This is a genomic window from Amycolatopsis sp. NPDC051371 (assembly GCF_040682155.1).
Classification (GTDB): domain Bacteria; phylum Actinomycetota; class Actinomycetes; order Mycobacteriales; family Pseudonocardiaceae; genus Amycolatopsis.
This window is the reverse complement of record NZ_JBFBAG010000005.1, coordinates 117534-136097: the sequence shown is the minus strand read 5'-3', so window position 1 is coordinate 136097 and position 18564 is coordinate 117534. Positions and strand designations below refer to the sequence as shown.

Genomic DNA, 18564 nt, shown 5'->3' with positions numbered 1-18564 from the left:
CGGTTCAGGGCAGGGTGGCGACCATGCTGATCCGCCGCGAGACGCCCGCCGACCGGACCACGGTGTACGCGATCCACAGCGAGGCTTTCCGGCGCGAACCCGACGTCACCCCGGTGGAGGCCCCGCTGGTGGACGAGCTGCGCGCGGACGGCGACCTGCTCGACGCGCTGTCCCTGGTGGCCGTCCGCGACGGCGAGCTCGCCGGGCACGTGTGCTGCAGCCGGGCCCGCGTCGGCGAGGACACGACGTCGGCCGTCGGGCTGGGGCCGCTCGGCGTGCTGCCCGGTCACCAGGCCGTCGGCGTCGGATCGGCGCTGGTGCACGCGGTGCTCGCCGCGGCGGACGCGCTCGGGTACGGCGTGGTCGTCCTGCTCGGCAGCCCGGCGTACTACGCGCGGTTCGGCTTCGTCACGGCGTCGACGCTCTCGATCACGGCGCCGGATCCGGCCTGGGGCAAGCACTTCCAGGCCCGCACGCTCACCGGCTACAAACCCACGCAGGCGGGCGCGTTCGAGTACGCGCCGGCGTTCTCCCGGATCTGAGGAGCCTTCGCATGTACGCACCGAGCTCGTCCGTCGGCGTCCGGATCAACCGCGAACAGCCACCGTCGCGGCTGGTGGAGCTGGCACGCCAGGCGGAAGCTGCGGGTCTCGACGAAGTCTGGCTGGTCGAGGACTGTTTCTGGGCGGCGGGGATCGCGACGGTGGCCACGGCGCTGGCGGTGACGTCGACGATCAAGGTGGGCATCGGGGTCCTGCCGGCGGTGGCCCGCAACCCGGCGATCGCGGCGATGGAGCTGGCGGCGCTGGCGGAGCTGCACCCGGGCCGGCTCATCGGCGGGCTGGGCCACGGGGTGGCGTCGTGGATGCGCCAGATCGGCGCTTACCCGGCTTCGCCGCTGGCGGCGTTGGACGAGACGCTGGTGGCGGTCCGCCGGCTGCTGGCGGGCGATCGGGTGACCGCGCAGGGCCGGCACGTCGCGCTGGACGAGGTGGAGCTGGTGTTCCCGCCGGCTGTCGTGCCGCCGGTGCTGGCCGGGGTGCGTCGTCCCAAGTCCTTGGCGGTGGCGGGTTCGTCGGCGGACGGCACGATCTTGGCGGAGCCGTCGCCGCCGGAGTTCGTGCGGACGGCCTTGGCGGGGATCGCGGCCGGGCGTTCTTCGGCCGGTGCGCCTCCTCACCATGCCGTGGTGACGTACAACTGGCTCGCGCTGGGTGACCCTGAGCGGGCGCGGCTGACGGTGGCGGAGTCGTTGACGCCGGGGGCGCGGGTGCAGGTCGAGGGGCTGCCGTTCGCTTCGGAGCTGCTGGAACTGGTCGATTCGGCGTCCACTGTGGACGAGTTGGCGGCCGGGCTGCGTCCCGAGTGGCTCGCGCGGCTGGCCGTCTGCGGGGATCTGGACCAGTGCGTGGCCTCGGTGCGTGCGCTGCACGAGGCCGGGAGCGGATCCGTGGTGCTGCTGCCGCTGCCGGAGGAACCGCCGGAGCGAGGCATCGAGGACGCGGGCCGGGTGGCGGCGGCCCTGCGCGGCTGACGGCCGAAAAGGAGTTCGCGCGGGCCCGGCCGCGTGTCAGGATCGAACCATGCCGGTCGACCCGCACCTCCTCCTGGCCTTCATTCTGACCACCATCATCGCGATGGTGACCCCCGGCCCGGACATGCTTTTCATCCTCGGCTGCGGCATGCGCGGCGGCCCGAAAGCCGGGCTGCTCGCCACCGCCGGGGTCGCCACCAGCGAAGCCATCCACGTCGCCATCGCCGCTGCCGGGCTCGCCGCGCTCTTCGCCGCCGTTCCCGTCGCCTTCACCGTCGTCCGCGTCACCGGCGCCGCCTACCTCATCTACCTCGGCGTGCAAGCCATCCGGAACCGGAAGCCGCTCGTCGAGCGGAACAGCGACCGCGCCTACCTCAGCGGCCTGCTGACCAACCTGCTCAACCCGAAGATGGTCACCTTCACCATCGCCTTCCTCCCGCAGTTCATCGACCCCGCGCGAGGGCACGTCTGGCTGCAGTTCGCGATCCTCGGCGCCATCATGATCGTGTTCGAGTTCCTCGTCGACGGCGCCGTCGGGGTGCTCGCCGGCCGGATCGGCGGGTGGGTGCGCCGGAAGAAGAACCAGCGCCGCATCGAGGTCGCCACCGGGGGCATCTTCATCGGCCTCGGCGTGAAGTTGGCCCTCGACTAGGACTTCAGGTTGTTGCGCGCCAGGAAGTCCTCGGCGATGTCCAGCGGGTTCCGCTTCTGCTCGGTGAACTCGACGTTCAGCTGAGTCAGCTGCTCGGTCGTCAACGCCGCCGAGACGCGGTTCAGCGCGGCCACCTCGGACGGCGACAGCGTCCCGCGCGCCACCAACGGCACGATGTTCTGCGCCGGGAACATGTTCTTGTCGTCGACCAGCGGCACGAACCCGTTCGCCGCGATCGTCGACGACGTGCTGAACAGGTCCGCCACCTGGACGTCACCCGACTTCAACGCCGCCACCGTCACCGGGCCGCCCGTGTCGGTCGTGCGGATCTCCTTGAACTCGCAGCCGTAGAGCTTCTTGATCTGGTCCTTCCAGCGGCTGCTCCACTGGCCCGGGCCGCCGAACACCAGCCCGCCGCAGCGCCGCCCCAGGTCGGAGAAGGTCTTGACGCCCGAAGAAGCCAGCTGCGCCCCGACGACCAGGAGGTCCTTGTCCTCGGCCGGCGCCTGGTCCAGAACCTCGAACCCGGCCGGAACCTTCTGACGCAGCTGCGCGTAAACGTCCTGTGACGCCGTCGCGGACGTCTCCTTGTCGAAGTACCGCAACAGGTTCCCGCTGTAGTCCGGCACGACCGACAGCGACTTGTCCTGCAGCGCCTTGACGACGACCTCGCGGCTGCCGACCGGCGGCCGCACGGTCACGTTGGTGGCGCCCGCGTTCTTCAGCGCACCGGCGTAGATCTGCGCCAGCAGCAGGCTTTCCCCGACGTCGGACGCGCCGATGATGATGTCGCCGTTCGACCCGCCCTCGCCGCCGCCCGCCAGCGGGTTGCCGCAGCCGGCCACCAGGACCAGGACAGCGGCGAGCAGACCCAGCCGTTTCATGCCGTCACCTTCTTGCCGGTCGCCGCCGCGGTCGCGAGCCGGACGCCCCGGGGAACCAGGGCCCGGTTCAGCAGCGCGAAAAGCAGGTCCAAGACGATAGCCAGCAGCGTCGTCAGCAACGCGCCCGCGATGACTTCGGAATAGTCCAAAATGGCCAGTCCGTCGAGCAGGAACCGGCCCAGGCCACCGAGTCCGACGTACGCGGCCACCGCGGCGGTCGCCACGAGCTGCAGCACGGCGTTGCGGATGCCGCCGAGCACGAGCGGCAGCGAGATCGGCACCTCGACCTTCCAGAGCCGCTGCCAGCCGGTCATCCCGACACCCTCGGCGGCGTCGACGACGCCGTGGTCGGTCGCCTGCAGCCCGGCGTACGTGCCGGCCAGGATCGGCGGCACGGCCAGCACCACGAGCCCGATGATCGTCGACGTGACGCTCTCGGTGAACAGCAGGAACAGGAACGTCACGAGCCCCAGCGTCGGCAGCGCGCGGATCGCGTTGCCCGCGCTCACCAGAGCGACGCCGCCGCGTCCGGTGTGCCCGACGAACAGTCCTAACGGGACAGCGATGACCAACGCGATCACCAGCGACAAAGCGGTGTAGCCGAGGTGCTCCAGCAGCCGCTGCGGGATGCCGTCCGGACCCGACCAGTGCGCCGGGTCGCCGAACCAGTGGAAGAGGTCGGTGATCATGCGGCAGTCACCCGTTCCCACGGCGTCAGGAGGTTCCGGATCCCCACCAGGACCAGGTCGACGACCAGCGCGAGCAGCAGCGTCAGCACGATGCCGACGACGATCGGCGAGAAGTACTCGCGCTGGAACCCGTCGGTGAACAGCACGCCGAGGCCGCCGGTGCCGATCAGCGCGCCGACGCTGACCAGGCTGATGTTGCTCACCGACGCCACCCGCACGCCGGCCGCGAGGACCGGCACGGACAGCGGCAGTTCGACGGCGAAGAACTTCCGCACCGGTTTGTAGCCGACCGCCGTCGCGGCGGCGATCACCGACGGCGCCACCGCGTCGAGCGCGTCGAGCACCGGGCGGACCAGCAGCGCCGTGGTGTAGATCGTCAGCGCGACGACGACGTTGACGCTGTCCAGGATCTTCGACCCGATCAGGCCGGGGATGACCACGAACAGCGCGAGCGACGGGATCGTGTAGAGCAGGTTGGCCAGCACCGTCAGCACCTGCCGGGCCGGACGCCAGCGGTGGCCGAGCCAGCCCGCGGCGATCGCCAGTACGATGCCCAGGACCAGCGGGAGCAGCGCCAGGTAGACGTGGTCGCCCAGGTCCCCGAGGATTTCGACGCGGGTGTTCCCGCTGCTCAGGTACTGCCCGAGCTCGTCGAAGAAGCTCATGACGCCTGCGGGGTCGCCTCGATCACGTCCAGCACTTGCCTCGCGACCACGCCGCCGAGCACACGGTGGTCTTCGTCGACGACCACGCCGAGGCTGGCGGGCGAGGACAGCGCGGCGTCGAGCGCGCCGCGGATCGGCGTCCCGTGGATCCACAGCGAACCGCCGGCGACGAGGTCGTCTTCGGACAGTGTGCCGTCCACTGTGGAGTTCGGCCGCAGCCAGCCGCGGGGTTGCTTGTCGGCGTTGACACCGAGCCGCCAGCCGTCGCTCGCGGACACCGAGGAGCCGATCTCGACCAGCTCGATCTCCTTCACCTCGACGCCCTCGGCGGAGAGGAAGGACAGACCGCGGTAGCCGCGGTCGCGGCCGACGAACGACGCGACGAAGTCGTCAACGGGGTGGCGCAGCACGTCGGCGGGCGTGCCGTACTGGGCGAGCTTGCCGCCGACGCGCATCACCGCGACCTTGTCGCCGAGCCGCACGGCCTCGTCGATGTCGTGGGTGACGAACACGATCGTCTTGCCCAGCTGCGACTGCAGCCGCAGCAGTTCGTTCTGCAGGTCCTCGCGCACGATCGGGTCGACCGCGGAGAACGGCTCGTCCATCAGCAGCACCGGCGAGTCCGCGGCGAGCGCGCGGGCGACGCCGACGCGCTGCTGCTGGCCGCCCGAAAGCTGGGCCGGGTACCGCTTGCCGAGCTCGAGCGGCAGGCCGATGGTCTCGAGCAGCTCGGCGGCCCGCTTGCGCGCCTTCGCCTTGTCCCAGCCCGACAGCAGCGGCACGGTGGCGATGTTGTCCAGCACCGTCCTATGTGGAAAGAGGCCGGCGTGCTGGATGACGTAGCCGATGCCGCGGCGCAGCAGCGCCGGGTCGCCCTCGGCGACGTCCTTGCCGTCCAGCAGCACCTGGCCGCCAGTGGGCTCGACCATCCGGTTGATCATCCGCAGCGACGTCGTCTTGCCGCAGCCGGACGGGCCGACGAGCACGGTGATCGTGCCGTCTTCGACCGTCAGGTTCAGCTTGTCGACGGCGACCGTCCCATCCGGATACTGCTTGGTCACGTCGCGGAATTCGATGGTCACTTGCCCACTCCCCATGTCCGGTCGTTCGACCGTAGCCGAGTCGGCGACCGTTGGCACGCTGTTCCGAGGGGTGGTGACTACTCTCAGAGTCCGTGAACGCACTCGACGACGTCCTCGCCAAGCACGGCGTCGGCGTCCGCCCGCTGTACCGCGTCATCGACCTCCTGCGCACCGGCGACCACGACCTCGGCGAGCTGGTGCGGCTGAGCACAGCGCCGCGTCGCAGCGTCGAAGACGTCCTCGCGGCGCTGGGCGACGACCTCGACCGCAGCGGCGACCGGCTGCGGATCTCCCCCGGCGTGGCCGCGTCGTACCTGCAGTACAGCGCGCCGCGGTACGCCGACCCGCTCGACGAAGCCGTCGCGGCGCACGAACTGCTGCCGAAGGTCGCCGAGTGGGTCGCGGAGGTGCCGCCGCCGCTGGCCGCGCTCGACCACGTGCAGGCGACGCCGGAGACGGTGCTGCGCCGCGCGTTGTGGCTGGACGCGCGCTACGACCTCGCGTCGGCGCGGGTGCTGTTCCTCGGCGACCACGACCTGACGTCGCTGGCGGTGCACGCCGTCTGCCCGGCGGCGTCGCTGACGGTCGTCGACCTCGACGAGCGCGTGCTGGCCTACCTCGACGAGCGCTCCGGGCGCGAGATCGTGGCCGCCCACGCGGACCTGCGCATCGGCCTGCCGCCGGCCTTCAACGGCGCGTTCGACCTGGTGTTCAGCGATCCGCCGTACACGCCCGAGGGCATGGGCCTGTTCGCGGCCCGCGGGGTGCAGGCGCTGCGGGAGCCGTCCGAGGGACGGCTGCTGTTCGCGTACGGCTACAGCCCGCGGCACCCGGCGCTGGGCGCGCAGGTGCAGCGGTCGCTGGCGACGCTCGGGCTGACGTTCGAGGCGATCCTGCCCGATTTCAACCGCTACTTCGGGGCGCAGGCGATCGGCAGCGCGGCGGACCTGTACGTCTGCCAGCCGACGGCGAAGGCCAAGAAGATGCGTGGCGGCAAGGGAAAGTCCGCGATCTACACGCACGGCCCGCAGTCGGTGGAGGCGTCCGGGACGAAGCCGGCGCTGCTGGAGAAGCTGAAGGAGATCGCGGTCTCGGGCGGGCTTTCGCCGGAGACGCGGCCGGTGGACTGGTCGATCTCCGGGCCCGAGGGCGACGCGGTCGCGATGGACCTCTCGGCCGACCCGGGCCCGTGGCTGCTGCGCACCCTGCTGGGCACGAACGCCCGGCGCCTCGCGCTGCTGGTGCCGAACGCGCACCCGGACCTGGCGGACGAACGGTCCCAGACGGCTCTTTCGGAGCTGATCCGGGGGAAGTACGCGCTGCGGTACCTGCGCAGCACGCCGGACAACCGGCACGCGGTGGTGGTCGCGGACGCCGTCGAGAACCAGGACGAAGTCCTGACGCGCGCCCACGCCCGGCTCGCGAACGTCTCCCTGGGCGTCCCGGAAGACCTGACGGACCTGCGCCTGGTCGACGTCCCGAGGCATCGCCTCCCCGATCTGCTGGGCTGACAGCGCCCCAATGTGGCCTTCGGTGCGTCTGACGCACCCAAGGCCGCCTTGGGGCGCTCGGGTCAGTCCGTGACGCCGTCGGCCTGCGCCGCCTTCGCCACCGCGGCCGCGACCTCGGGGGCGACCCGCGGGTCGAGCGGCGAGGGAACGATGCGGTCCGGGCCCAGGTCGTCCATCGCCACCGACACGATCGCCTCGGCGGCCGCCAGCTTCATGCCCTCGGTGATCGCCCGCGCGCCGGAGTCCAGCGCGCCGCGGAACACGCCCGGGAACGCCAGGACGTTGTTGATCTGGTTCGGGAAGTCGCTGCGCCCGGTGGCCACGATCGACGCGTAGCGCGACGCCACCGCCGGGTGCACCTCCGGGTCCGGGTTGGACAGTGCGAACACGATGCCGCCGCCCGCCATCCGGCCGAGCAGCGTCTCGTCGATCGTCGCGCCGGACAGGCCGAGGAACACGTCCGCGCCCTCGAGCGCCTCCGCCAGCCCGCCCTGGAGACCGGCCTTGTTCGTCGTCGACGCCAGGCGCTCCTTGATCGGGTTCAGGTTGTCGCGGTCCGGATGGATGATGCCGCGCGAGTCGAGGACGGTGACGTCGCCGATGCCGGCCTCCTGCAGGATCCGCGCGCACGCGACGCCCGCCGCGCCGGCGCCGGAGACGACCACGCGCTGGTCGGCGATCGCCCGGTCGAGGACCAGGTTGGCGCCGCGCAGCGCGGCGAGCGTGACGATCGCCGTGCCGTGCTGGTCGTCGTGCATGACCGGGCAGTCGAGCGCCTGCTTGAGCTTGTCCTCCAGCTCGAAGCACCGCGGCGCGGAGATGTCCTCCAGGTTGACGGCCCCGAAGGACGGCCGAAGCCGCACCAGCGTCTCGACGATCTCGTCGACGTCGGTGGTGTCGAGCACCAGCGGGATCGAATCGAGCCCGCCGAAGGTCTTGAACAGGACCGACTTGCCCTCCATGACCGGCAGCGACGCGCTGGCGCCGATGTCGCCGAGGCCCAGCACCGCCGTCCCGTCGCTCACCACGACGACGAGCCGGTCCGCCCACGTGTAGCGCTTGGCCTTGGCCGCGTCCTCGGCGATCGCGCGGCTCACCTTCGCCACACCCGGGGTGTACGCGATCGAAAGGTCACGCGGGCTGGAAATCGGGCGGGTGGCCGCCACCGAGAGCTTGCCGCCCTCGTGCCCGGTGAAGATCTCTTCGTCGGTGACCGGCGCTCCGGCGCCGGTGGGGTCGCTCATGGGGATTCCTGTCGTCGTTTCCGTCATTCCCCCAGTGGGAATGACGGAACTCGCGGATCGGACTTGGGTCACTGGAATTTCTCCTGGGCATGCGAGCTGGGACCACGGTCTGCAGGGGACACCGTGGTGATTCCCGGCACGGCAGCCCAGCGCGGTAGCGCCGGCCTGTCGGCGAGGCGTCACGTCGGCCATCGGTGCCGTGGGTCTGGCGATGGCCGCGGACGCAGCGGTCCAGTCAGTGTGACAGGTCTTGTCCCGAAGGTGACCCCTCGGTGCGGTTGACGTCACACCGGACCCCTATTCCGGGCAATTGCCAAGACGTCCGTTCGGTTTTTTAACCGCCCGATATGGTGACGCCATGGAATTCCGCCGGCTGAGCGTCCCGGACGCCTTCGAGTTCTCCCCCCGGGCGTTCCCCGACGAACGAGGCCTGTTCGTCGCCCCCTTCCAGGAGGAGGTCCTGCGCGACGCGACCGGGCACCCCCTGCGGCTGGCCCAGGCGAACCACAGCGTTTCCCGGCGCGGCGCGATCCGCGGCATCCACTTCGCCGACACTCCCCCCGGCCAGGCGAAGTACATCTACTGCGCGCGCGGTTCGCTGCTGGACGTCGTGGTGGACATCCGCGTCGGCTCGCCGAGCTTCGGCACCTGGGACGCCGTCCGGCTCGACGCGGACCGGTTCAACGCCGCCTACCTCGCCGAAGGCCTCGGGCACGGCTTCATCGCCCTCGAGGACGACACGGTGATGGCCTACCTGTGCTCCGAGCCGTACAACCCCACGGGCGAGCACGGCATCACCCCGCTCGACCCGGCGCTGGGGCTGCCCTGGCCCGCAGACATCGAGCCGATCGTGTCCGAGAAGGACCGCACGGCGCCGACGCTGGCCGAGGCCCAGGAGCAGGGCCTGCTGCCGTCCTACCAGGACTGCGTCGCGTACTACGACAAGCTGCGCTCGGCGCACTGAGCACAGCGAGACCTCCACCGCTCCCGCGGCCGCGATCTGGCCGCTCTGGGCCGACACCGACCGCTGGCCGGAATGGGACGCGGGCGTCCGGTCGGTGGTCCTCGACGGGTCGTTCGCCGTCGGGACCACCGCCGATCCCGTTCACGCTGACCGAGGGCCGGAGCTTCACCGACGAGACCCGGCTGCCCGACGCCCACCTGCGGTTCGAGCACGTGCTGACCGACGTCGACGGCGGCACGCGGATCACCTACCGCGTCACCATCGATGGGCCCGAAGGCTTCGGTGAGCAGGTCACATCGGACACCCCGGACGCGATGCGCGCGCTGGCTCGCCTGGCCGAGACGACCCATGCGGCATCCTCACGGGCATGACCGCCCCGGAGTCCCGCCTGCCCGGCCCCGAGCGCAGTCCCGGCTTCCTGCTGTGGCGCGTGACGCTGGCCTGGCAGCGGGCGATGCGGGCCGCGCTGGCCCCGCACGACCTCACGCACGTCCAGTTCGTGCTGTTGACCACGACGTGGTGGCTCACCCGCTCGGGCGAGCCCCCGACCCAGCGGCAGCTGGCCGAGCAGGCCGGCACGGACACGATGATGACCAGCCAGGTCGTCCGCAAGCTGGCCGACCGCGGCCTGCTGGCCCGCGCCGACGACCCGGCCGACGCCCGCGCGAAGCGCCTGGAGGTCACCCAGGCCGGCCTGGACCTGGTCGCGAAGGCCCTGAAGGACGTCGAAGCCGCCGACGCGTCGTTCTTCGAAGGTGTCGACGACGGCTTCACCGACTCACTGGCGAAGCTCAGCCCTTGAGGTCTTCGGCGAGGACGCGCTCGATGTTGCGCTCGGCCAGCGCCGTGATCGTCACGAACGGGTTGACGCCGGTGCTGCCCGGGATGAGCGAGCCGTCGGTGACGTACAGGTTTCGGCAGCCCTTCACGCGGCCGTAGTCGTCGGTCGCCTCGCCGAGCACGAGCCCGCCCAGCGGGTGGTAGGTGAAGCGGTTTTCGAAGGTGCGGGTGTCGCCGAACAGGTCGTAGCGGTAGATCGTCTTGTTCGCCCGGTTGACCTGGTCGAACAGCGCCTTCGCGGCGTCGATCGACGGCTGCCCCTGCGACGCCGTCCAGTCCAGCTTCGCCGAGTCGCTCGCCGCGTCGTAGGTGAAGTGCCCGCGTTCGGGGTTCTTCGTGATCGCCAGGTAGAGGCTGACCCACGTCTCGAGGCCGGCGGGCACCGGCGCGATCTCGGCGAACGCCGGGTGGACCGGGTCGGACCAGTTGTCGATGCCGAGCGCCGGCATGCCGGACTGCAGGCTGCCGGTGGTGTCCCAGACGTGGTTGGCGCGGCCGCACATGACGTTGCCGTTGGTGCCCCAGCCCTGCCCGACGGCTTCGCCCAGCTCGGGGAGCCGTCCGGTGTCGCGGGCGCGCACGAGCAACTCGGTCGAGCCGACGCTGCCCGCGCCGAGGAACAGGTACTTCGTGGTCACGTGCCGGGCGCCCAGGACAGTGCCGTGCTCGTCGATCTCGCGGACGACCAGCGTGTACGTCCCGTCGGGCTGCCGGAGGATCTCGCGGACCTCGCGCAGCGTCTCGATGGTCACCCGGCCGGTGCCGAGCGCGGCGGCCAGGTAGGACTTGTCGAGCGAGCGCTTCCCGTGGTTGTTGCCGTAGATGACCTCGGACGCGTCCGCCGAGCGCGGGACCTCCCCGGCTTCCTCGCGCCGCAGGTAGTCCAGGTCGTACACGCTGGGCACGAACACCGTGCCGAACCCGGCCCGGCGCGCGGCCTTCCAGGAGACGCGGGCGTACTGGTACGACCGGCACGTCTCGAACCAGTCCGGGTCGACGACGTTGACGCCCAGGGCCGCGTTCGCCCGCGGGAAGTACTTGCCGTACATCTCGCCGGCGTCGACGCGCGGCAGGATCTCCTCGAAGTAGGACCGCTTCGGTGTCACGGCCATCGCGCCGTTGACCAGGGACCCGCCGCCGACACCGCGGCCGAGGTACACCGCCATGTCGCCGAAGTTCACCCGGTCGAGCACGCCGGCATGGCGGCCGATGTCGCGGTTGGCCAGGTCGAGCCACAGGAACGACGCGAGCGGCGCTTCGGTGCGGTCCTTGAACCACATCGCCCGCTCGTCGGGCTTGAGCATCGAGCAGAAGACTTCGCCGTCGGCACCGGGCGTGGTCCACAGCTTGCCCATCTCGAGCATCAGCGTGGGGATCCCGGCCTCGCCGAGCCTCAAGGCCGTGACGGCGGCGCCGTAGCCGGTGCCGATCACCACCGCCGGCGAATACTCCGGCAGCGGTGATGCGGCGGCGGGCCGCGTCGAGACCGTGGTCAGCCCGAGGGCGGCGGCGGAATTCAGGGCGGCGAGGCCGAGGAATCGGCGGCGGGAAAACACAGACATGGGCCCGAGCATGCCCGAGTTCAGTAAACAGTGTTAACTAAATGGAACGTGTTTCACCCGACGGAGGGAATCTCCGGACTTCCCCTGGGGGCGATCCCGGATGTCCGGGCCGCGCGGGACGAGCAGGCTCACGGCCATGAAACTTCTCGCACTGGGGGCGGCCGCGGTCGCCGTGGCCGCACTGGGGGTCGTGCCCGGGACGGCGTCCGCCGACGAGCTGCCGACGTTCGACTTCACGGACTGCCCGGCACCGCCCGCGAACGCCGACCCGGGCACGTGGCGCTGCGAAGCATTTGTCTCGCAAGGGAAACTGACGATCGACGGCAAGGAGATCCCGCTCGGGGAAATGCGGCTGACGTTCAGCGAAGGCCGGCTGAACGGCCAGTACGCGCAGGTGTTCGGCTCGATGCGGCACGCGCCGGCGCGCGTTCCCGGCCTGGCCGGCGCGACGATCCAGCTGCGGTACGGCGGTCACTCCGACTTCCAGAGCAACGACGAGCGCCGCGGCGAGCTCGACGTCTACGCCGTGGTGCAGCACCCGTTGCTGCGCAAGGACTGCAGCATCGGCTCGGCGTCGGCACCGCTGCACACCGTCGTCCACGACGACCCGGCCGTGCCGCCGCGGCTGATCTCGGACAACCCGAAGACCGCGTACTTCGGCGTCGTCGACCCGGACCTCGCCCTCCCGGCGACCCAGGGCTGCGGCGCGCTCGGCAAGCTCGTCGACCGGCGGCTGGGCCTGCCCTCGCCGTCCGGCGAGAACGCGTTCTACCAAACGACGTACGTGCAGTACAAGCCGCTCTAGCGCTTCTTCGGCGTAACCCAGATCGTGATCGTCCCGGTGACCACCGGCTTGCCGTTCCTGTCCGAAATGGTCACCGGGACCCCGAGCTCGAAACCCTCGTCGCCGAACTCCGGCAGCTCCGGCAGCGACGCGACCGCGCGCAGACCGGTCTCGGCCTTCGCGACGTACTGGACGTTCATGCCCTTCGGCAGCCAGCGGTGCGTCGCGGGCACCGTCGCCTCGGCGAGCATGCCCATCGCGATCTCGGCGAGGTTGCAGGCGGCGATCGCGTGGAACGTGTGGATGTGGTTGTAAACACCCCACCACTTCGGGGCGGTGACCTCGCAGTGGCCCGGCCGCAGCTCGCGCACCGAGGGCAGCACCGTGCGGAAGTACGGCACGCGCAGGCACATCGCGGCGCTGAACAGCTGTTTCCCGCCCGGCTTGGCGGCCAGCTTGTGCCAGAGCGCGAACGTTTGCGTGTCGGACATGAAGGTCTCCTCGAGCTAAGCTACTGATCAGTAGCCAACCAGACGACCTGCCGCCGCGCAAACCGCCGGATATATTCGCCGACGTGGCGAACCGTCTCTTCCTCCTCCGGCACGGACAGACCGAATGGTCGCTGAACGGGCGGCACACCGGCCGCACCGACATCCCGTTGACGCCGGCCGGGGAAGGCCAGGCGCTGGCCGCGGGTGGCACGCTCCGGAGCCTCGTCGGCGGACCTTCGCTGGTGCTGTCGAGCCCACGGGCGCGCGCGCTGCGGACCGCCGCGCTGGCCGGCCTGCGCGTCGACGACGTCACCGACGACCTCTCGGAGTGGGACTACGGCGACTACGAAGGCGTCACCACGCCGAAGATCCGCGAAACCGTGCCGGGCTGGACGGTCTGGACCCACCCGATCCCCGGCGGCGAAAGCGCTTCGGAGGTTTCCGACCGCGCCGACCGCGTGCTGGCGCGCGCCCGCGGTGACATCGAAGCCGGCGACGTGATCCTGGTCGGGCACGGGCACTTCAGCCGCGTGCTGGTGGCCCGCTGGCTCGGCCTGCCCGCGACGTCCGGCGTCCACTTCGGACTGGACGCGGCCGGCATCGCGGTGCTCGGCGACGAGCGCGGCGAACCCCAGATCGAACACCTCAACCTGCCGCCCGCCCTGGAGGACTGACGTGCCCGACGACCGCATCCGCCGGATCCGGCCCGACGACGTCGAGGCCGCCGTCGGCCTGGCGTACGCGCTGGCCGACTACGAGCGCGCCCCGGACGAGTGCCACCTGACGGCTCCCCAGCTGCACGAGGCGCTGTTCGGCGAGGCGCCCAAGCTGTTCGGGCACGAGGCCGAAGTGGACAGCGAGATCGCCGGCTTCGCGGTCTGGTTCCTCAACTACTCGACCTGGCGCGGCGTGCACGGGATCTACCTGGAGGACCTGTTCGTCCTGCCGGCCCACCGCGGATCCGGCCTGGGCAAGGCCCTGCTGGCGGCGCTGGCGGCGGAGTGCGTCGCGAACGGCTACGGCCGGCTCGAGTGGTCGGTCCTGGACTGGAACCCGGCGACGGAGTTCTACAAGGCCCTCGGCGCGGTCGCGATGGACGAGTGGACGGTCAACCGCCTCACCGACGCACCCCTGCAGGCCCTGGCCGCCCAGGCGTAACCCGCGTGACCCGAGCCGGATCTCGCGTGATCCGAGCCGTCATTCGCGTGATTGGGGCCGGAACTCGCGAGTTCCGGCCTCAATCACGCGAGTTCCGCTCTCAATCACGCGAGTTACGGGCCTGATCACGCGAGTTACGGGTTCAGTCTTCTTCGTGGCCCTCGCGCTCGGCGCGGCGGCCGGCCAGCCCGCCGCGTTCGGCGGCTTCCGTCTCCGTCTCGCCTTCGCGCAGGCCCAGCGCCCACGCCCGCGACGGCCGCCGGAACAGCAGCACCAGCGTCGCGATGCCGAACAGCGCGATCGGCACACCCCACGCCGGCTCGCCCGACGGGCCGAGCAGGTACCAGCCCAGGCCGACCACGATCAGCGCGATCACCACGCCCGGCGAGCGCGCCCAGGTCTGGCCGAGGACCAGCCCGGCCGACGCGGCCAGGAACGCCAGCGCCACCACGATGAACGTGCCCGACTCGACGTAGATGTTGTTGCCCGGCTGCGCGGGCGAGCCCAGGCCGTTCACCAGCACGACCACCCCGAACACCAGCAGGGCGAGCGACGGCACCGCGGTGACCACGCCGGCCAGCCGGACCTCACGGGGAGCGGGCGAGAGCTTCACTGCGACGGCCTTCCGGAAGTCTTTTTCGCGGGAGCACAGTGGACTCGACCAGGGCGAGTCACCGTGCGTGAGCTGATTCGATCGTATGCCACCCGGTCGGCCGTTTTCGCGGGACCGCCCGGGCGCTGAGAATTCAGGTGTCGTCGATGAGCGGGCGGTCGCCCGGGTGCACTTGTCACGACGAGCGAACACTCGTCACGCGAAGGAGGGCCGCCCGGCACAGGGTCACAGGTGCTGTTCGGCGCAGTTCGGGACCACCGTGCCCCGGTGCTTCCGGTCACCTTGCGCCGTCGAGAGGTTCTCGGGGCGGTGAGCGTCACTTACCCTGCGGTGGTGCGCGCAATTCTCGTCGTGAACCCCCAGGCCACCTCGACCACCGCCGGTGGCCGGGACGTCCTGGCGCACGCGCTCGCCAGCCAGGTGAAGCTCGACGTGGTCGAAACGGACTACCGCGGGCACGCCATGGCCATCGCGCGCTCGGCCGCGCGGGACGGGATCGACCTGGTCGTGGCCCACGGCGGAGACGGCACGGTCAACGAGGTCGTCAACGGCCTGCTGGCCGACGCCGACGGCGACCCGGCCGAAATCGGGTCGGTCCCCGCGCTGGGCGTCGTGCCCGGCGGCTCGGCCAACGTGTTCGCACGCGCCCTCGGCATCTCCGCGGACCCCGTCGAGGCCACCCACCAGCTGCTCAACGCGCTGGAGAACGACCGCTCGCGCCGAGTCGGGCTCGGCCTGGCCGACGGGCACTGGTTCACCTTCAACTCCGGGCTCGGCTGGGACGCCGACGTCGTCGGCCGGGTCGCGAAGCGCCGCGGCAAGCAGACGACCGCGGGCCTCTACATGCGGGCCGCCGTCCGCTCCTATTTCCGGCCGCCACTGGGCCGGCCGGCCCTCACCATCCGCGTCCCGGGTGAAGAACCCACCGAAGCGCTGACCGCTTTCGTGTCGAACACCGATCCGTGGAGCTACCTGGGCGAGCGTCCCGTCCACCTCAACCCGGGTTGCTCGTTCGAGACGGGATTGGGTTTGTTCGCGTTGAACGGTCTGGGGTTGCCCACGGTGTTCAAGCATGTACGGCGTGCTTTGGCTACGAAGAGCAACCAAAAAGGGAAACGTCTCGTGCGTCACGACGACGTGCCGATGATCCGCATCGACGCAGCTGAACCGGTAAACTTCCAGGTGGACGGCGACCTCGTCGGCCAGCGGACCAGGGTGGAATTCTTCAGCGTCCCGAACGCACTCAGGGTAATCGTGTGACGACGGGACCGCTGATCGCCTGCGGCAAAGTGCAATCTGCCGTTCGTCGACGCAGAAGCTCCACTCACCGCATCAGCCTTCCCTTCGGGCGGCTGTTTCGGAGAGAAACCGCAGGTCAGAGGGGTCGCTCGGCCGGGTGACCTGACTCACCGATCTTCGGCAAACCCTTGTCGAAAGCGGTGCTTCGTGAAAGCATTCACAAGCACCCAAGAACACGACCGCCATTGACGACTGTGGCGCGGCCCTCCCGCGCCATATGAAGGAGCTCACGAACATGGACTGGCGCCACGACGCGGCCTGCCGAGACGAGGACCCCGAGCTGTTCTTCCCGGTGGGAACCAGCGGTCCTGCTCTGTCGCAGGTAGCTCAGGCGAAGGCCGTGTGCCACCGCTGCACCGTCGCTTCCGACTGCTTGGCCTGGGCTCTGGCCAGCGGACAGGACGCGGGCGTGTGGGGCGGTATGAGCGAAGACGAGCGACGCGCAGTCAAGCGCCGCCGTACGCACATCGGCACGCGTACCAACGCCTGAAGTTCTTCTCGAAGCACCAGCTTTACCCCGAACCGCGCAGGAAATTCACCCGGCGGGCATTACTGTGCCCATGCCGTCTGGGGTGATATCTACCCGGTTCGAGTTTAACAACCGAGGCGAAACCACCCGGCAACGGGTGCGCTGAAACCTCACCAGGACTTCAAGTCCTCCCGTGAACGTTGAACGGCCCGGCACACGAGCACCACGTGCCGGGCCTTCAACGTGCCCGGGTTTTCTCCGCGATCCGCACCCGATCACGTTCACCGAGATCGGAATGCCCGGCGGTGATCGTGTCCAAACGCGACGGTCTAGAGCCGCCTCGAAAGAGGGATGCGCAGTGCGGCTTCGGTTCCCGTCACCCGGGTGGACGACGCTTCGACGCGCACCTTGCGCAGCGACAGCGAGCCCCGCAGCTCGGACTCCACCAGTGTCCGCACGATCTGCAGGCCCAGGCCGTCCGAGCGCTCCAGCGAGAACCCCGCCGGCAGGCCGCGCCCGTTGTCGCGGATGACGACGTCCAGCCAGCGGGCCGAACGCTCGACGATCAGCTCGACCTTGCCCGACCGGCCCGCCGGGAAGGCGTGCTCGATGGCGTTCTGCACCAGCTCGGCCAGCACCATCACCAACGGCGTCGCGATCTCCGCGACGACCACCCCGAACGAGCCCTTCCGCTTCAGCCCGACCTGCGACTCCGCCGTGGCGACCTCGCCGACCATCGGCAGCACGTTGTCGAGGAGCTTGTCGAGGTCGACGCGTTCGTCCACCGAGATCGACAGCGCCTCGTGCACCAGCGCGATCGACGTCACCCGGCGCACCGACTCCGCCAGCGCGAGCCGCGCCTCTTCCGACGACGTCCGGCGGGACTGCAGGCGCAGCAGCGCCGCCACCGTCTGCAGGTTGTTCTTCACCCGGTGGTGGATCTCGCGGATGGTCGCGTCCTTCGAGAGCAGTGCTCGGTCGCGGCGCTTGACCTCGGTGACGTCGCGCACCAGCACCAGCGCGCCCGCCGCCTGGCCGGCCGGCCGCAGCGGCAGCGCGCGGAACAGCACCACCGCGCCGCGCCGCGAATCGGCCTCCGTGCGGCTCGACGGCTTCCCGTCGAGGGCCTCGATGATCCGGTGCGACACCTCGGTCGCGTCGAACGGGTCGCGGATCAGCGACCGCGTCAGCGGCGCCAGCCGGGTGCCGACCAGGTCGGATTCGTGCCCCATCCGGTGGTAGGCGGACAAGCCATTCGGGCTGGCGAACACGACGGTGCCGCTCGAATCGAGGCGGATCAGCCCGTCCCCCACCCGCGGCGAGGTGTGCGTGTCGGTCGCGTTGGTGCCGCTCGGCGGGAACGTGCCGTCGACGATCATCTGGCACAGGTCGCCGGCACTGCCCAGGTAGGCGATCTCCAGCGGACTCGGCACGCGCGGCGCAGCCAGGTTGGTCTCACGGCTCATCACGGCGACGACGTCGTCGTGGAACCGCACCGGGATCGCCTCGCGCCGCATCGGCAGGTCGCGGTACCAGTGCGGGTCTTCCTCGCGGCAGATCCGCGCCTCGCGCATGGCCTTCGCCAGCTGCGGGTGCTCCTCCACCGTGAACCGCGTGCCGACGACGTCCTCGGGGTGCGCGGTGGGCGCCGTCGTCGGCCGCGCGTGCGCGACGCAGACGAAGTCGCCGCCGTCCGGCTGCAGCTCCTCGGTCACCGGGACCCAAAGCAGGAAGTCCGCGAAGGACAGGTCGGCCAGCAGCTGCCACTCCGCGACGACGGTCTGCAGGTGGTCCGCGGCCTCCCCGGGGAGGCCGGTGTTGTCGGCGAGCAGTTCGGCGAGCGTGGACACGGTTATTCGACCGTCCCGAGGACGTCACCCTGCTGGACCCGGTCGCCCTTCACCACGGTGAGGCTGGTCAGCGTGCCCGCCTTCTCGCTCACGGCGGGCAGTTCCATCTTCATCGACTCCAGGATCAGCACGGTGTCACCGGCGTTCAACGCGGCGCCCGGCTCCGCGACGACCTGCAGCACGGTGCCGACCATCTCGGCCCTGATCTCGGCCATCCGGCACCCCTCCTCGCGCTCGCCCGGCCACCCCATCCAACCAGAACGGGACGTCATG

22 protein-coding genes are annotated in these 18564 nt (G+C 70.6%); 12 read left to right on the top strand and 10 right to left on the bottom strand.

Features of this window, described 5'->3' with window-relative positions; all coding sequences use genetic code 11:
• Nucleotides 1-23 precede the first annotated feature (23 nt).
• Genes AB0M59_RS08995 through AB0M59_RS08985 form a run of 3 tightly spaced genes read left to right on the top strand, consistent with a single transcriptional unit; the run spans nt 24 to nt 2186 of the window.
• Nucleotides 24-542 carry an N-acetyltransferase gene (locus tag AB0M59_RS08995; RefSeq protein ID WP_364611058.1) on the top strand — a complete coding sequence of 173 codons (519 nt, stop codon included), beginning with the start codon at nt 24-26 and terminating at the stop codon, nt 540-542.
• Between the two features lie 11 nt (nt 543-553).
• Nucleotides 554-1534, top strand: a complete 981-nt coding sequence (locus AB0M59_RS08990; RefSeq protein ID WP_364611055.1) for an LLM class flavin-dependent oxidoreductase — start codon at nt 554-556, stop codon at nt 1532-1534.
• Nucleotides 1535-1583: 49 nt separating this feature from the next.
• Nucleotides 1584-2186, top strand: coding sequence for a LysE family translocator (locus AB0M59_RS08985; RefSeq protein ID WP_364611052.1), 603 nt, complete (start codon nt 1584-1586; stop codon nt 2184-2186).
• On the opposite strand, the gene AB0M59_RS08980 is transcribed toward AB0M59_RS08985, so the two are convergent.
• The 4 genes from AB0M59_RS08980 to AB0M59_RS08965 are packed head-to-tail and all read right to left on the bottom strand — an operon-like array spanning nt 2183 to nt 5506.
• Complete coding sequence (locus AB0M59_RS08980) at nt 2183-3070, bottom strand: ABC transporter substrate-binding protein (protein ID WP_364611049.1); 888 nt, start codon at nt 3068-3070, stop codon at nt 2183-2185. The genes AB0M59_RS08985 and AB0M59_RS08980 overlap by 4 nt on opposite strands.
• Nucleotides 3067-3759, bottom strand: coding sequence for an ABC transporter permease subunit (locus tag AB0M59_RS08975; RefSeq protein ID WP_364611046.1), 693 nt, complete (start codon nt 3757-3759; stop codon nt 3067-3069). The genes AB0M59_RS08980 and AB0M59_RS08975 overlap by 4 nt, the downstream gene beginning before the upstream one ends.
• Nucleotides 3756-4424, bottom strand: a complete 669-nt coding sequence (locus AB0M59_RS08970; protein ID WP_364611043.1) for an ABC transporter permease subunit — start codon at nt 4422-4424, stop codon at nt 3756-3758. The genes AB0M59_RS08975 and AB0M59_RS08970 overlap by 4 nt, the downstream gene beginning before the upstream one ends.
• Entirely contained in the window at nt 4421-5506 is a 1086-nt protein-coding gene (locus AB0M59_RS08965; protein WP_364611040.1) for an ATP-binding cassette domain-containing protein, read from the bottom strand. The genes AB0M59_RS08970 and AB0M59_RS08965 overlap by 4 nt, the downstream gene beginning before the upstream one ends.
• A 92-nt stretch (nt 5507-5598) precedes the next feature.
• Here AB0M59_RS08965 and AB0M59_RS08960 point away from each other — a divergent pair, with 92 nt between their 5' ends.
• Complete coding sequence (locus AB0M59_RS08960; protein ID WP_364611037.1) at nt 5599-7017, top strand: bis-aminopropyl spermidine synthase family protein; 1419 nt, start codon at nt 5599-5601, stop codon at nt 7015-7017.
• 62 nt (nt 7018-7079) lie between these two features.
• Here the strand turns inward: AB0M59_RS08960 and AB0M59_RS08955 are convergent, their stop codons facing one another.
• A complete protein-coding gene (locus tag AB0M59_RS08955) occupies nt 7080-8261 on the bottom strand; it encodes an NADP-dependent malic enzyme (RefSeq protein ID WP_364611034.1) in 1182 nt (393 codons plus the stop codon).
• A gap of 358 nt (nt 8262-8619) precedes the next feature.
• Between AB0M59_RS08955 and rfbC the strand changes: the two genes are divergently transcribed.
• The 3 genes from rfbC to AB0M59_RS08940 all read left to right on the top strand — a co-directional run bounded on the left by rfbC (nt 8620) and on the right by AB0M59_RS08940 (nt 10027).
• Nucleotides 8620-9225 carry a dTDP-4-dehydrorhamnose 3,5-epimerase gene (rfbC, locus tag AB0M59_RS08950; RefSeq protein ID WP_364611031.1) on the top strand — a complete coding sequence of 202 codons (606 nt, stop codon included), beginning with the start codon at nt 8620-8622 and terminating at the stop codon, nt 9223-9225.
• A gap of 212 nt (nt 9226-9437) precedes the next feature.
• A complete protein-coding gene (locus AB0M59_RS08945; protein ID WP_364611028.1) occupies nt 9438-9596 on the top strand; it encodes a hypothetical protein in 159 nt (52 codons plus the stop codon).
• Complete coding sequence (locus AB0M59_RS08940; protein WP_364611025.1) at nt 9593-10027, top strand: MarR family winged helix-turn-helix transcriptional regulator; 435 nt, start codon at nt 9593-9595, stop codon at nt 10025-10027. The genes AB0M59_RS08945 and AB0M59_RS08940 overlap by 4 nt, the downstream gene beginning before the upstream one ends.
• Here AB0M59_RS08940 and AB0M59_RS08935 read toward each other — a convergent pair.
• Nucleotides 10017-11627: a GMC oxidoreductase gene (locus tag AB0M59_RS08935; RefSeq protein WP_364611022.1), complete on the bottom strand. Its 1611-nt coding sequence runs from the start codon at nt 11625-11627 to the stop codon at nt 10017-10019. The two genes, AB0M59_RS08940 and AB0M59_RS08935, sit on opposite strands and share 11 nt — an antisense overlap.
• Before the next feature lie 136 nt (nt 11628-11763).
• Between AB0M59_RS08935 and AB0M59_RS08930 the strand changes: the two genes are divergently transcribed.
• Nucleotides 11764-12432: a hypothetical protein gene (locus AB0M59_RS08930; protein WP_364611019.1), complete on the top strand. Its 669-nt coding sequence runs from the start codon at nt 11764-11766 to the stop codon at nt 12430-12432.
• Here AB0M59_RS08930 and AB0M59_RS08925 read toward each other — a convergent pair.
• Nucleotides 12429-12902 (bottom strand): hotdog fold domain-containing protein, encoded by a 474-nt coding sequence (locus AB0M59_RS08925; RefSeq protein ID WP_364611016.1) that lies wholly within the window; start codon nt 12900-12902, stop codon nt 12429-12431. The two genes, AB0M59_RS08930 and AB0M59_RS08925, sit on opposite strands and share 4 nt — an antisense overlap.
• An 83-nt stretch (nt 12903-12985) precedes the next feature.
• Between AB0M59_RS08925 and AB0M59_RS08920 the strand changes: the two genes are divergently transcribed.
• Both AB0M59_RS08920 and AB0M59_RS08915 read left to right on the top strand, forming a co-directional pair.
• Nucleotides 12986-13576 carry an acid phosphatase gene (locus AB0M59_RS08920; RefSeq protein ID WP_364611013.1) on the top strand — a complete coding sequence of 197 codons (591 nt, stop codon included), beginning with the start codon at nt 12986-12988 and terminating at the stop codon, nt 13574-13576.
• Between the two features lies 1 nt (nt 13577).
• Nucleotides 13578-14060, top strand: a complete 483-nt coding sequence (locus AB0M59_RS08915) for a GNAT family N-acetyltransferase (RefSeq protein ID WP_364611010.1) — start codon at nt 13578-13580, stop codon at nt 14058-14060.
• Nucleotides 14061-14202: 142 nt separating this feature from the next.
• Here the strand turns inward: AB0M59_RS08915 and AB0M59_RS08910 are convergent, their stop codons facing one another.
• Complete coding sequence (locus tag AB0M59_RS08910) at nt 14203-14673, bottom strand: hypothetical protein (RefSeq protein WP_364611008.1); 471 nt, start codon at nt 14671-14673, stop codon at nt 14203-14205.
• Between the two features lie 333 nt (nt 14674-15006).
• Here AB0M59_RS08910 and AB0M59_RS08905 point away from each other — a divergent pair, with 333 nt between their 5' ends.
• Nucleotides 15007-15933, top strand: coding sequence for a diacylglycerol kinase family protein (locus AB0M59_RS08905; RefSeq protein WP_364611006.1), 927 nt, complete (start codon nt 15007-15009; stop codon nt 15931-15933).
• Nucleotides 15934-16207: 274 nt separating this feature from the next.
• Complete coding sequence (locus AB0M59_RS08900; RefSeq protein WP_284744379.1) at nt 16208-16462, top strand: WhiB family transcriptional regulator; 255 nt, start codon at nt 16208-16210, stop codon at nt 16460-16462.
• A gap of 308 nt (nt 16463-16770) precedes the next feature.
• On the opposite strand, the gene AB0M59_RS08895 is transcribed toward AB0M59_RS08900, so the two are convergent.
• The gene (locus AB0M59_RS08895; RefSeq protein ID WP_364611003.1) at nt 16771-18291 is read right to left on the bottom strand and encodes a histidine kinase N-terminal domain-containing protein; all 1521 of its coding nucleotides are present in this window, start codon (nt 18289-18291) and stop codon (nt 16771-16773) included.
• A 2-nt stretch (nt 18292-18293) separates the two neighbouring features.
• Nucleotides 18294-18506 (bottom strand): biotin/lipoyl-binding carrier protein, encoded by a 213-nt coding sequence (locus AB0M59_RS08890; RefSeq protein ID WP_364611000.1) that lies wholly within the window; start codon nt 18504-18506, stop codon nt 18294-18296.
• Nucleotides 18507-18564: the final 58 nt, after the last annotated feature.